Origin of the sequence: Idiomarina sp. OXR-189 (assembly GCF_034373425.1) — a bacterium.
In the GTDB taxonomy this organism is placed as follows: Bacteria; Pseudomonadota; Gammaproteobacteria; order Enterobacterales; family Alteromonadaceae; genus Idiomarina; species Idiomarina zobellii.
On record NZ_CP139706.1, the window covers coordinates 2,070,175 to 2,082,330 of the forward strand.

Below are 12,156 nucleotides of genomic sequence, written 5' to 3' on the forward strand. Positions count from 1 at the left end.
GATGTGGGTTTATCGCTTAAGTAAAACAAAATATCTGGACACATCATTTACCGGAAACGGAGCTCGGTTAGTTGGCGGACGATGGAACAACAAAGGCAAAGCCTGTATTTATGGTTCAATGTCGGAAGCTCAGGCTATTATTGAGGTTTTAGTTCATCTACAAAATGAAGCTCCGTTACATTCGTACTCATTTACTCGAATAAAACTAAAAGAAGATGACCTATTAACTCTGCCTGAAGAGCATTGGCCTGATTCATGGAGTGCTGACGGTGGCAGCCAGGATGCCCGTCGGTTAGGAGATGGTTGGTTAAAGTCTAATAAAAGCCTGGCGCTACTTGTGCCAAGTGTATTCACTAAACATGAGAAAAATTGCTTAATAAACCCTAACCATCCGGACCTACAGAAACGCCTAAAATCAGTTGAAATATGGCCTTACTCTTTTGACAAACGGTTAATTTGAACCTAACGCCACTTCCGCCAGTTTACGTTTTAACGGCGTGAACTTGTTGGGAATAGCAAAGGCTAATGCCCGCAGGCCTTTTACAACCGGGTTGGCGGTACCAAAGCCACGTTTAAACAGCTCCATGGCGGCTATCATAACCTGGGTGTCGGCTTTGCGGGCTCGTTGGTAGGCGCTTAAGTGTTTGGTTAAGTCGTTCAGCGCTTTTAAGTCCACGCCCTGCAACTGTTCGCACAGCTCGTTAACGTCGCCAAAGCCTAAGTTAGCGCCCTGCCCGGCAAGCGGGTGAATGGTGTGCGCAGCGTCGCCGGCCAGCACAATGCGCTGATGAAACCACTGGCGGGCATACTGCATTCGAAGCGGAAAGGCTTTTATGTCAGACACACATTCGCACGCACCCAGCACTCGGCCGGACTCTGTTTCTACCTGTTTCGTAAAACGCTCTGGTATTTCATTCAGTAACTGCGCCGCTAAGGGTTCATCTGCCGACCAGACAATAGAAACAATCTGTGGGTCGGGCGTCGGTAACAAGGCCAGCGGTCCGGTGGGTAAAAACACCTGCCGGGCAACGCCGTTATGAGGCTGTTCGGTACGAATGTTGGCGACAATGCCACGCTGCTCGTAGTCCCAGAAACTAATGGGAAGTTCGACAAACTGACGCACTTGCGAGCGACCGCCGTCCGCGCCAATAATGAGGTTAGCGGAAAGTAATTGCTCACCCACGTTTATTTCTGCGGGACTGCTGTCGTCGCCCGCGCTCAATAACTTCCAACTGTCTGTTTGAATGATCTCTACGCCAGCCTGTTCGGCACTTTCCCACAAAAAGTGTTCGGCCACATTGTTTTCGACAATAGCGCCAATGTCTTCGGCGTTAATTTCGGCGGCGGAAAATTCAATATGGGCGGGGCTGTCTTTGTCCCACACTTGCATGCTGTTATAAGGCCCGGTGCGATGCGCCTGTATTTTTTGCCAGGCACCACAGTCGGCCAGTACGCTGCGGCTGCGATCGTTTAATGCGCTAACCCGTAATGCCAGTTCTTCAGTCAGCTCGGGCTGGTCGTGGCGTTCTATAACGGTTACTTGCCGACCCTGTTGCGCCAGCTTGGTGGCCAGGCTCAGACCTATCATGCCGCCGCCAACAACCACAATGTCAGTGTGTTTGCGTGTCATGGTTTCATCCCCATGGTTAGGCGGGCAAAGCGGGACTTTAACGGTGCGCAGTGCTGCAACAGCATGAGTGCGCTGTTACGCCCCAGCACGGTTGGCCAGAATTGATTGGAAAAGCCGCGCACTAAACCGTCGGTTAACCGAATAATAGACTCGTAGTCGCGCTCGCGGTGCTGTTCGTAGTCATTCAGGTGTTCAAAAGCCCCCGGGTCAATCGCTTTGGCTAAGCTTTTACACAGCTGTTCGACGTCGCGCAGTCCTAAATTAAAGCCCTGCCCCGCAATAGGATGCAACGCATGCGAGGCATTACCAATAATAACCGCACGGTGATGCGTTGAACGTTTCGCCCGGCGCAAAATAAGCGGATAAAACACTCGTGGCGATACCGATTTAAAACGTCCGGCTCGATAACCAAAGGCTTTTTGGCAACGTTGTAAAAACTCTGCGTCTGTCCATTGTTCGGCTTCGGCCAGCTGTCTTTCGGTGAAGCTCCACACCAGCGACGCCTGATTCCCCTGCATAGGCAAAAGCGCAATGGGTCCGTTTTCGGTAAAGCGTTCGTACGCCCAACCGTTGAGTGGCTGTTCGAGCTCTAACGTCGCAATACAGCCATACTGCCCGTAGTCGGTTACGTCTGACTTTAGCCGCAGCTGTTCGCGCACCAGCGAGTTTTGACCGTCGGCACCAATCAGTAAACGGCAATGTACCTGCTGTTGGTTGTCCAATACCACGGTCGCCTGCGCAGACGCTTGTTGCACTTGTTCGGCACGCACGCCGCCTAACCAGGTAATATTGTTCAGTTTCTGGCAGCTTTTATACAGGCGCTCTACTAACTCGGATGCCGCCACCACTTTGCCCAAAGCTTCCACGCCTTCTTGTTCAGCATGCAGTTCGGTACCGCCTATAAAGCCGCGATCGGAAATATGAATGTGCTTAATGGGCTCGTGGGTAATATTGTCGAGTACGCCCAGCTTTGACAAACGGTGGGCAGATGCAGCGGCCAGCGCAATAATGCGTTTGTCGTTGGGCGGACCTTCTTTACGAGGTTCGCAAATGACAATACGCCAGTCCGGTCGCTGCTGCGCCAGCATCATACCGGTCAGCGCGCCAACCAGGCCGCCGCCAACAATGGCAATATCGGCAGATATTACTTGCCGCTCATCCATGCTTCTATCTCTTCTATGGTTTTAGGCACGTCGCTGCTGAGGTTTTCATAGCCTTCGGCGGTGACCACCAGATCGTCTTCAATACGAATGCCAATGCCGCGCCACTTTTCATCAACGTCAGCGTCTTCGGGAATATAAATACCCGGTTCAACGGTCAACACCATACCCGGCTCAAAAGAAACAGGCTTGCCGTTGTCGTCTTTGTAGCGACCCATGTCGTGTACGTCGAGCCCCAGCCAGTGCCCTAAACCGTGAATAAAGTAGGTTTTCCAGCGCATGGCTTCAAAGGCGGTGTCCGGGTCACCGTCAATAATACCCAACTCAACCAGACCGTCGTTAATCACCCGCGCGGCAGCGTTGCTGGCGTTGACCAAATTGCTGCCGGGCTTTATTTCCTCAAACGCCGCTTGTTGCGCTTTTAATACCATCTCATACAAGGTGCGCTGAGTGTCGCTGAACTTGCCATTAACCGGGAAGGTACGGGTAATGTCGGCAGCATACCCCTGATACTCGGCACCGGCATCGACGAGGATCAAATCGCCGTCGTTTAGTACGTCTTTGTTGTCGGTGTAGTGCAGTACGCAAGCGTTGGCGCCGCCACCGCAGATCATCCCGTAGGCCGGATACAGTGCGCCGTTCATGGCAAACTCATGATGCAGCTCGGCACCGACCTGATACTCGTGTTTGCCGGGCTCAACAAAGCGCATAATACGGCGAAACGCGTTGCTGCTAATGCGCGCCGACTCGCGCATAACGTTAATTTCGGCCTCTGACTTTATCAGTCGCATGTCGTCTAATAACGCACGTAAGTCGCGCAGACTTTGTGGCGGTAATTCGCCGCTGCGTCGTGCTGCTAGTTGCAGTTGATTGCGGGCGCCGTTAATTAGCTCGCCCACTTCGGCCTGGTCGCCCATTAGGTAGAACACGCTATCCATACCTTTCAGTATGTCCGGCAGTCGCTCTTCAATGGCGTCTATGTCTTCAGCGGCGTCGACCTTTAACGTCTGCTCTGCATTTTCATAGCCTAAACGAAGACCGTGCCAAACTTCCTGCTGCGGATCTTTGTCCTGGCAAAACAGCAGGCTTTGCGGTTTTTCGCCGTTAACCAGTAACAACACCGCGTCGGGCTCGGCAAAACCGGTCAAATAGAAAAAGTCACTGTTTTGCCGGAACGGATACTCGGTGTCGTTACTGCGCGTGACTTCACTGTTACCAGCAATAATGGCGACAGCGCCCAGCGGCATGCGCTTCATAAGCGCCTGTCGGCGTTGTGCAAATTCTTCTACGGAAATTACAGCGGTCATAAATTAGTGCAGTGTTTTGGGTGGTTGATTGGCCGGCTGCTCTTTGCGGCCTAACTCGGTGTAGCACATCATGGCCGATACACGCAGGTATTCGACAATTTCGAAGTAAGCGCGCTCTTCTTCCTCGCCGCTTTCTTCGGTGAACTCAATCTTTGCCAGCTCGACCATGTCTTCAATGGCTTCTTTTAAGTCGGCGCTTAAGGTGGCCATGCTTTGTTGGTTAACACCGTAGCCTGCGAGAAACGCATTCACCCAGCCAGCTAGTGCACTTAAACGCTCTGGCAGTGGCTCGCCGTCTTCCGGCAATAACAAGCGAAAGCCTAAGTCGTGGTCGCCCAGCGAATGTTCAATTTCTTCGGCTTGTTGCTGTAATAAATTTTTAAGCTCTGTTGGAATGCTTTGCCCGTCGTAAGCTAAGTCTGACAACACCGCCATAAGCTCGTCGCTTTTTGGCTCGCTGCCGGTGGCTATTAAACCCGTGAGCATACCCTGAATTTCAGAAGCTCCCGGTGTCATATCGTAGCCCGCATAAAGTTCGGCTAAACGGTCATAATTAAAGCGTGTGGACATGAAATCTCGCCTTTTGTGAATCTTGCCATAATCCTAACACTGGCTTTACATAATCGCTAGCTGACAAACGCCCGCTGCTCGTGCCATAATGCAGTTATTCACGCTGATGAGTCAGTTGCAAGGAGTCTTTTGAATGGCCGCGAAAACCATGGATATTAAATTGCTGGAGCGTAACTATAAGGTTGCCTGCCCTGTGGGTCAGGAAAGCGCGTTGCAGCAAGCGGCAGATGCCTTAAACCAAAGGCTGCAGGAAACGAAGGAAAACACGCAGCTGACCAATGTTGAACAAATAGCCGTGATGACCGCATTAAACTTGTGTCACGAATGGATACAAGACCAGAACGAACAGTCGGCCAAAACGGCCAAGCTTGAAGAGAAAATTCAACTGCTTCAAGCTACAATTGAACAAGCAATGAGCGAGCAGCGCTCGCAGCGTAATCGCTAAATAGACAAAACAGTAACCCTTTTCTGCGGTTCCCTGGGGTGTTTGCCAGCAGGCTAATGTCCCTGAGCCGATGCTTGTATTAAAAGGGGATCACTGGCCCGTCATGAGCAAGCCCGGCATGCACCGGGAAGCCTACGACGGATACCACTTGCTCCCCGCCTTGAACCAATGGGTTCAAGGGCTACAGCCAGCAGCGGCACCTTGGGGAACCACCCTTTCCAGTACGGAGACTTTTAGTTTCTATTTGTTGTATACTAATAAGCAACATAACTTGATAGCTGCATTACCAATAATTTATATAAGTATTGGCTAATGAAGGAGAGACCAATGATCAAGTCGATTAAAAAGGTATCAGTAACGAAGAGGAAAGATCCTCTCATAGACTTTAACACCCTAATGACAATTGGCCGTCACGCATCTCGTTCAGCAAGAGAGAAAGCCTTAAGTCATGGAGTAAGTTTCACGTACGCAAAAGATGGCCGCATCATGAGACGTTTTCCTGACGGTTCTGAACAATTTGTTAGGGTTTTAAGTGATGCAACTGCGTTCCCATCTCTTGAAGCAGACTTATGCCGCGACTAAGACTAATTGCAGGCCCTAATGGCTCTGGCAAAACAACGTTAACAGATGAGTTACGCCATAAATACGATGTACCATTAGGTCAATACGTTAACCCTGATGAAATAGAACTTACTCTACGTGAACATGAGCCCGACCCGCAGGAACGTTCCAAACTAGCTCAGGTAATAGCGAAGGGACAAAGGGAGATGTGGCTAGAAAAAAAGGTTTCTCATAGCTATGAGTCAGTTATGAGTCACCATAGCCACCTCGACTACATAAAAAAAGCGAATGAACTGGGTTTCAAAACCTACCTTTACTACGTTTGTATCGCTGACCCTGACATTAATATCGATCGTGTTGACGAGCGCGTTAAATTGGGCGGACACCCTGTGCCAATTGATAAAGTTCGAAGTCGATACGAACGCAGCTTGTCTCAACTTTATGACATGGCAGCACAATGCCATAGAGCTTACTTTTTTGATAACACCGACTTGCTCGTACCTATAGCGGAAGTCACCCCCAACGGCTTTCTGGATGTAAAAGAGAAGCAATATAGCGATACTAAGCCAAGGTGGTTCAGGACTCACGTTCTTCTAAAGTGGAACACAGCAAAAGTTCGTATACTTCGCTAGGGCTGTTTTAGCATGACCCGACAAGAACTCCGACGCAAGTTACAGCAAATTCGCCGCAGCTTACCCCAGGACTATGCCAAACAGGCCGGCATGGCGGTTGCTGACGCTGTTGAGCAGCGACTGCGCGGGTTAGAGCCAGCCCAAACCACTGTTGCGGTGTATCACAGTTTTGCCGGCGAGTTGCCAACACAGCCAGTTATTCAGCGACTTTGGGAAAACGGCTTTCAAACGGTACTGCCGGTATTACACCCGTTCGCGAAAGGTCATTTATTGTTTTTGCGCTACTCCCCTGACACCCGCATGACTCAAAACAAGTACGGTATAGAAGAGCCGGAGCTGCGTGTCGATAATGTGGTGCCGCTAGCTGATATTGATGTACTACTTCTGCCACTGGTGGGTTTTGACGAAAAAGGCAACCGCCTGGGCATGGGCGGCGGTTATTACGACCGTACATTAGCGCAGTGGTATAACGGACATACACCCCATTTATTCCCGATTGGGCTAAGTTATGACGAGCAGCGGGTTAGTGAGCTGCCTGTCGAGGCCTGGGATATTCCTTTACCGGAAATTATTACTCCGGGTAAACACTGGCGTTTTTAATCACGTTTTTGCGGCAAAGCGTTCGATAAAAACTAACAAAAGCCTTATACTGACGCTAAAAGTCAAACGGGGAATTCCACTATGTCAGGCAATACAGATTCACTTAAAAAAACCGCTGCTGAAGCAGCCATGCAGTACATTGAAAATGGCACTGTGGTCGGTGTTGGTACCGGCTCGACAGTTAACTTTTTTATCGATGAGCTGGCAAAACGAAAAGACGATATTGAAGGTGCGGTGTCAAGCTCTGAGGAGTCGACCAAACGCCTGAAAGCCCATGGCATTGAGGTATTTGACTTAAACTCAGTGGCCGATGTTCCGGTGTATATTGACGGTGCCGACGAAATTAACGAGCACGGCCAGATGATAAAAGGCGGTGGCGGAGCGCTGACTCGCGAAAAGATCATTGCGGCGGTCGCCGATAAATTCATTTGTGTGGCCGACGACAGTAAACGCGTGGGTCGTTTAGGCAGCTTCCCGTTGCCGGTTGAGGTTATTCCTATGGCACGCTCTTATGTGGCTCGGGAAATTGTGAAGTTAGGCGGCGACCCGGTGTGGCGCCAGGGCTTCACGACTGACAACGGCAACTGGATTCTGGATGTACACAACCTGGACATTATGAAGCCTATGGAGCTTGAGTCAGACCTTAACAATATTGTCGGTGTGGTCACCAACGGCTTATTCGCGCAGCGTGGCGCCGATGTTGCGCTGATTGCTCGCGAAGACGGCGTTGAAACACTGAAGGTAGCAGGCTAATGCAAAAGTCATTGTCGAAAGACAAGATAAAAGTTTTATTGTTAGAAGGTGTGCACGACAGTGCCATACAGCTTTTCCGTCACCACGGTTATAACAATTTAGAGATTCTGCAAACCTCGCTCAGCGAGGACGAGTTGTGTGAGAAAATTAAAGACGCGCACATTGTCGGCATACGCTCTCGCAGCCAGTTGAATGAGCGGGTGTTTGCGGCGGCTGAAAAACTCATTGCGGTTGGCTGTTTTTGTATTGGTACCAACCAGGTCGACCTTGAAGCGGCGAAAAAACACGGTGTTATTGTGTTTAATGCGCCGTTTTCTAATACCCGCAGTGTGGCCGAGCTGGTACTGGCTGAAATTATTATGTTGCTGCGCGGTGTTCCTGAGAAAAACGCAGTAGCTCATGAAGGTGGCTGGCTGAAGTCGGCGAAACAGTCGTTCGAGGCGCGCGGTAAAATTCTCGGTATTATTGGTTATGGCCACATTGGCAGTCAGCTGAGCGTGCTTGCCGAGCAACTGGGCATGCACATTCGCTACTACGATGTGGAAGACAAACTCCCTATGGGCAATGCGCAGTCAGTACCAACGTTGGATGACTTGCTGGCCCAGGCCGACATTGTGACGTTGCATGTACCGGAAACTGAGCAAACTCAGTGGATGATTGGCCGTCGCCAAATTGAGCGCATGAAACCCGGTAGCTTACTGATTAACGCGTCGCGCGGCACAGTGGTTGATATTGAGGCTTTGGCCGACGGTTTGTCGTCTCGCCACTTAGGCGGCGCGGCTATTGATGTGTTCCCCGTTGAGCCTAAAGGCAATAATGACGAATTTGTGTCGCCGCTGCGCGGTTTGAAAAACTGTCTGCTGACACCACACATTGGTGGTTCAACACTGGAAGCACAAGAAAACATTGGTGTGGAAGTGGCCGGGAAACTGGTGCGTTATTCGGACAATGGCTCAACGTTGTCGGCGGTGAACTTCCCGGAAGTCAGCTTGCCAACGCATGCAACCACACAACGGTTACTGCATATTCACAAAAACCAGCCGGGTATGCTGAACGCTATTAACCGCATTATTAGTGACAACCAAATAAACGTGGCGGGTCAGTACTTACAAACCGATGAAACCGTGGGTTATGTTGTTATGGATATCGACAGCGAGAATGGTGCCGATATCCTGCAACAACTGAAAGACATTCCGGGCACCATTCGCGCCCGGCGTCTGTTTTAGTCGAGTTTATTCCCCATTACCGTGCGTTCCATGCTCTCTGGCGAGACATGGCGCACGTCTTTACCTTTCACAAAGAAGATAATGTACTCGGCAATGTTCTGACAACGGTCACCCATGCGCTCCAGCGAGCGGGCAGACCACAGCACGTCCATAATTTTCGGAATGGAACGCGAGTCTTCCATCATGTAGGTCATTAACTGACGCGTCAGTGCTTCGTACTGGCGGTCGGCTTGCTCGTCCTGCTGATGCACCTCGTAAGCGGCCTCTAAATCCATGCGTGCAAAGGCATCGAGCACTTTACGCAACATGCTGAGAATGTGCTGACCTAAGTTTTCCAGGCTGACCAACAGCTGCTGCTGGTCTTTGTTGAAGCTTTCTTTCGCCACTTTGGCAATGCGCTCGGCTTCGTCACCAATGCGCTCTAAGTCAGCAATGGTTTTGATAATAGCAATAACCAAACGCAGGTCACTGGCAGCCGGTTGACGCTTAGCGATAATGTGCACGCACTCTTCGTCAATTTGCACTTCCAGTTTATTAATTTTATGGTCGCTGCTCAGGACTTTTTCGGCCAGCTCAACGTTGCCTTTTTGAATGGCTTCCAGCGCATCGCTGATTTGCTGTTCAACCATTCCGCCCATGCTTAATACCCGGTTACGCACAGCTTCAAGTTCTTCATTGAACTTACCGGATATGTGCTTACTCATGTTCATTTTATCCATAACACTCTCCTTAGCCGTAACGACCGGTAATGTAGTCTTCGGTTTGCTTTTCCGAAGGCGTCGTAAATAAGGTGTCGGTATCGGCGTATTCTATCATTTTACCCATGTACAGGAATGCCGTTTGATCTGACACACGTGCCGCCTGTTGCATGTTGTGGGTAACAATAACCACGGTGAACTTCTCTTTCAGCTCGGTGATAAGCTCTTCAATGGTTAAGGTTGAGATAGGATCCAGCGCCGATGTTGGTTCGTCCAGCAGCAGAATTTCCGGCTCAATGGCAATAGAGCGGGCGATAACCAAACGCTGCTGCTGACCACCCGACAGGCTGAACGCGCTGGCGTTCAAACGGTCTTTCACTTCGTCCCAGAGGGCGGCACCGCGCAATGACGTTTCAACCGCTTCGTCCAGTACGCGCTTGTCTTTTACGCCTTGCAGGCGCAGACCGTACACCACATTCTCATAAATGGATTTCGGGAACGGGTTAGGACGCTGGAACACCATACCAACACGGCGTCTTAATGCGGCAACATCGACGCTTTTGTCGTAAATGTTCTGGCCGTGCATTTCAATTTCGCCTTCAATGCGGCAAATTTCCACCAGGTCGTTCATACGGTTAATGCAACGCAATAAGGTTGATTTACCACAACCCGACGGTCCGATAAACGCGGTAACGCGGTTTTTCGGAATGCGCATGGAAATGTCATGCAGCGCCTGATCTTCACCGTAGTATAAGTTCAGGTTCTTAATATCCAACGCAGTTTGCTCGGCTGGCAAGTTGTGTAAGTCCAGCTTTTCCATGTTGCTTGTACTCGGGTTTACCGAAATCATAAATTCTGACCCTTTCGCTAATTCATCAAAATCTTCTTTGTAAACTTTAGTGCTCAAGAGAGCGATATTTTTCACGTAAATGGTTACGCACACCAATGGCCGTCAGATTAAGACCGACAATGACGGTAATGAGTAAGAACGAGGTGGCGTACACCAGCGGTCGAGCCGCTTCAACGTTCGGGCTCTGGAAGCCAACGTCGTAAATATGAAAGCCTAAGTGCATAAACTTACGGTCTAAGTGTAAGTACGGGAAGTTCCCGTCTACCGGCAGCATAGGTGCCGACTTGACCACACCCACCAGCATTAGCGGTGCTACTTCACCCGCCGCACGAGCGACGGCCAAAATAAGCCCTGTCATAATAGCCGGCGATGCCATTGGCAATATAATGCGCCAGATGGTCTCCCACTTGGTTGCACCCAGCGACAAACTGCCCTCGCGCAACGATGGCGGAATGCGTGACAAGCCTTCTTCGGTCGAGACAATAACCACCGGCAGTGTCAATATTGCCAGTGTTACGGCAGACCAGAGCACGCCCGGCGTACCGAAGGTTGGGTTAGGCAAAGCTTCCGGATAGAAAATTTGGTCCAGGCTGCCACCCACCATGTACACGAAGAAGCCCAGACCAAATACGCCGTAAACAATAGACGGGACACCGGCCAGGTTAATGACCGCAATACGGATGAGCTTGGTGACCGGGTTTTTACCGGCGTATTCGTGCAGATAAACCGCTGCAACCACACCAAAGGGTGTCACAATAATGGACATGAGCAGTACCATAAATACGGTACCGAAAATGGCCGGGAATACGCCGCCTTCTGTGTTTGCCTCACGCGGGTCGTCACTGACAAACTTACCAATTTGCTGGAAGAAATGCCCCAGCTTGGCGAAAAAGCCCATGTCATTCGGGAAGTTAACGTCCAACACCCGGTACATTGGCACTTTTACGTCTTCGCCGCGAAAGTCTTTCACGATTAACGCGTCTCGCTGTGCTTGTTCACGCAGATCGAATAGCTCTTTTTCGTAGACTTGATAGTCGGCGTTTAACTGCTCACGTTGCGCCTGTAAGTCGGCGATAGCCTGCTCAGTCAACTCGTCCTGTAACTCCAGTCGACGGCGCTCAAGCGACAGCTCATTCAGCTGGTAGTTGATCGACGATATTTCGCCTTCCTGCAGTCCCATAGCTTGCATATTGAGCTCGACAGCACGTTCAACACGCTCGAACATGACTTTTCGGAAGTCTTCGTCACTTTGCTTGGCAACAACTTCGCCATTTTCGGTGACTGCCGTAATGCGGCCGTAGAAGTTGCCGTCTTTACTGCGCTCAATAACCGCCATGTTTTTTGGCGTGGTGTCTTTGGTAACCAATGACTCCAGCACCCAGGTAAAGTCCAGCGGCACGTATTCACGGTTACCAATTTTCATTAGGTAACGAGTGACGGTTTCTGACTCTATGTCAGCCAAGTCGACCATAGACTGTGGCAAACGCGTTGTCGGCACCACTTCTGAGTCGTACACCTCACCGATTATGTGCTTGGTGCTGCCGTCGGCCTGCTTAATATCCATTTCATGGATGGCAGACGGCCAGAAGAAAGACAGTCCGCGCCAGCCAATCATGATAACCAGCCCAATGACCGCAATTAGGCTGATGCTGACCGAGCCAGCGGTTAGCCAAATCCAGGGTTTTCCGGTTCTAAACCACTTTTTCATCGTTAAACCTCAATTC

14 protein-coding genes and 1 other RNA gene are annotated in these 12,156 nt (G+C 50.5%); 8 read left to right on the forward strand and 7 right to left on the reverse strand.

Annotated elements, in window-relative coordinates; genetic code table 11:
* Position 1: 1 nt before the first annotated feature.
* Complete coding sequence (locus UM402_RS10220) at positions 2 to 460, forward strand: RES family NAD+ phosphorylase (protein ID WP_063744281.1); 459 nt, start codon at positions 2 to 4, stop codon at positions 458 to 460.
* Here the strand turns inward: UM402_RS10220 and UM402_RS10225 are convergent.
* The 4 genes from UM402_RS10225 to UM402_RS10240 are packed head-to-tail and all read right to left on the reverse strand — an operon-like array spanning position 452 to position 4,667.
* Entirely contained in the window at positions 452 to 1,630 is a 1,179-nt protein-coding gene (locus UM402_RS10225) for an FAD-dependent oxidoreductase (protein WP_058576233.1), read from the reverse strand. The two genes, UM402_RS10220 and UM402_RS10225, sit on opposite strands and share 9 nt — an antisense overlap.
* Positions 1,627 to 2,793 (reverse strand): 2-octaprenyl-6-methoxyphenyl hydroxylase, encoded by a 1,167-nt coding sequence (gene ubiH, locus UM402_RS10230; RefSeq protein ID WP_058576232.1) that lies wholly within the window; start codon positions 2,791 to 2,793, stop codon positions 1,627 to 1,629. The genes UM402_RS10225 and ubiH overlap by 4 nt, the downstream gene beginning before the upstream one ends.
* Positions 2,775 to 4,097, reverse strand: coding sequence for a Xaa-Pro aminopeptidase (pepP, locus tag UM402_RS10235; protein WP_058576231.1), 1,323 nt, complete (start codon positions 4,095 to 4,097; stop codon positions 2,775 to 2,777). Before pepP ends, ubiH begins: the two co-directional genes overlap by 19 nt.
* Before the next feature lie 3 nt (positions 4,098 to 4,100).
* Positions 4,101 to 4,667 carry a UPF0149 family protein gene (locus tag UM402_RS10240; RefSeq protein WP_058576230.1) on the reverse strand — a complete coding sequence of 189 codons (567 nt, stop codon included), beginning with the start codon at positions 4,665 to 4,667 and terminating at the stop codon, positions 4,101 to 4,103.
* Positions 4,668 to 4,800: 133 nt separating this feature from the next.
* On the opposite strand from UM402_RS10240, the gene zapA reads away from it, so the two are divergent.
* The 7 genes from zapA to serA all read left to right on the forward strand — a co-directional run bounded on the left by zapA (position 4,801) and on the right by serA (position 8,884).
* Complete coding sequence (zapA, locus tag UM402_RS10245; RefSeq protein ID WP_058576229.1) at positions 4,801 to 5,112, forward strand: cell division protein ZapA; 312 nt, start codon at positions 4,801 to 4,803, stop codon at positions 5,110 to 5,112.
* Between the two features lie 27 nt (positions 5,113 to 5,139).
* Positions 5,140 to 5,324: non-coding RNA, 6S RNA (gene ssrS, locus UM402_RS10250), on the forward strand.
* Between the two features lie 115 nt (positions 5,325 to 5,439).
* A complete protein-coding gene (locus tag UM402_RS10255; RefSeq protein WP_058576228.1) occupies positions 5,440 to 5,694 on the forward strand; it encodes a hypothetical protein in 255 nt (84 codons plus the stop codon).
* Positions 5,682 to 6,305, forward strand: coding sequence for a zeta toxin family protein (locus tag UM402_RS10260; protein WP_058576227.1), 624 nt, complete (start codon positions 5,682 to 5,684; stop codon positions 6,303 to 6,305). The genes UM402_RS10255 and UM402_RS10260 overlap by 13 nt, the downstream gene beginning before the upstream one ends.
* A gap of 12 nt (positions 6,306 to 6,317) precedes the next feature.
* Positions 6,318 to 6,905 carry a 5-formyltetrahydrofolate cyclo-ligase gene (locus UM402_RS10265; RefSeq protein ID WP_058576226.1) on the forward strand — a complete coding sequence of 196 codons (588 nt, stop codon included), beginning with the start codon at positions 6,318 to 6,320 and terminating at the stop codon, positions 6,903 to 6,905.
* A gap of 81 nt (positions 6,906 to 6,986) precedes the next feature.
* Positions 6,987 to 7,658, forward strand: coding sequence for a ribose-5-phosphate isomerase RpiA (rpiA, locus tag UM402_RS10270; RefSeq protein ID WP_058576225.1), 672 nt, complete (start codon positions 6,987 to 6,989; stop codon positions 7,656 to 7,658).
* Positions 7,658 to 8,884 carry a phosphoglycerate dehydrogenase gene (serA, locus tag UM402_RS10275; protein WP_058576224.1) on the forward strand — a complete coding sequence of 409 codons (1,227 nt, stop codon included), beginning with the start codon at positions 7,658 to 7,660 and terminating at the stop codon, positions 8,882 to 8,884. Before rpiA ends, serA begins: the two co-directional genes overlap by 1 nt.
* Here serA and phoU read toward each other — a convergent pair.
* Genes phoU through pstA form a run of 3 tightly spaced genes read right to left on the reverse strand, consistent with a single transcriptional unit; the run spans position 8,881 to position 12,140 of the window.
* Complete coding sequence (phoU, locus tag UM402_RS10280) at positions 8,881 to 9,603, reverse strand: phosphate signaling complex protein PhoU (protein WP_058576223.1); 723 nt, start codon at positions 9,601 to 9,603, stop codon at positions 8,881 to 8,883. The genes serA and phoU overlap by 4 nt on opposite strands.
* 10 nt (positions 9,604 to 9,613) lie before the next feature.
* Positions 9,614 to 10,432, reverse strand: coding sequence for a phosphate ABC transporter ATP-binding protein PstB (gene pstB / locus UM402_RS10285; RefSeq protein ID WP_058576276.1), 819 nt, complete (start codon positions 10,430 to 10,432; stop codon positions 9,614 to 9,616).
* A gap of 46 nt (positions 10,433 to 10,478) precedes the next feature.
* Entirely contained in the window at positions 10,479 to 12,140 is a 1,662-nt protein-coding gene (pstA, locus tag UM402_RS10290; protein ID WP_053953741.1) for a phosphate ABC transporter permease PstA, read from the reverse strand.
* Positions 12,141 to 12,156 lie beyond the last annotated feature (16 nt).

Coding starts and splice junctions, on each gene's coding strand:
- UM402_RS10220 (WP_063744281.1), top strand. CDS start 2: ATGTGGGTTTATCGCTTAAGTAAAACAAAATATCTGGACACATCATTT.
- UM402_RS10225 (WP_058576233.1), bottom strand. CDS start 1,630: ATGACACGCAAACACACTGACATTGTGGTTGTTGGCGGCGGCATGATA.
- ubiH (WP_058576232.1), bottom strand. CDS start 2,793: ATGGATGAGCGGCAAGTAATATCTGCCGATATTGCCATTGTTGGCGGC.
- pepP (WP_058576231.1), bottom strand. CDS start 4,097: ATGACCGCTGTAATTTCCGTAGAAGAATTTGCACAACGCCGACAGGCG.
- UM402_RS10240 (WP_058576230.1), bottom strand. CDS start 4,667: ATGTCCACACGCTTTAATTATGACCGTTTAGCCGAACTTTATGCGGGC.
- zapA (WP_058576229.1), top strand. CDS start 4,801: ATGGCCGCGAAAACCATGGATATTAAATTGCTGGAGCGTAACTATAAG.
- UM402_RS10255 (WP_058576228.1), top strand. CDS start 5,440: ATGATCAAGTCGATTAAAAAGGTATCAGTAACGAAGAGGAAAGATCCT.
- UM402_RS10260 (WP_058576227.1), top strand. CDS start 5,682: ATGCCGCGACTAAGACTAATTGCAGGCCCTAATGGCTCTGGCAAAACA.
- UM402_RS10265 (WP_058576226.1), top strand. CDS start 6,318: ATGACCCGACAAGAACTCCGACGCAAGTTACAGCAAATTCGCCGCAGC.
- rpiA (WP_058576225.1), top strand. CDS start 6,987: ATGTCAGGCAATACAGATTCACTTAAAAAAACCGCTGCTGAAGCAGCC.
- serA (WP_058576224.1), top strand. CDS start 7,658: ATGCAAAAGTCATTGTCGAAAGACAAGATAAAAGTTTTATTGTTAGAA.
- phoU (WP_058576223.1), bottom strand. CDS start 9,603: ATGGATAAAATGAACATGAGTAAGCACATATCCGGTAAGTTCAATGAA.
- pstB (WP_058576276.1), bottom strand. CDS start 10,432: ATGATTTCGGTAAACCCGAGTACAAGCAACATGGAAAAGCTGGACTTA.
- pstA (WP_053953741.1), bottom strand. CDS start 12,140: ATGAAAAAGTGGTTTAGAACCGGAAAACCCTGGATTTGGCTAACCGCT.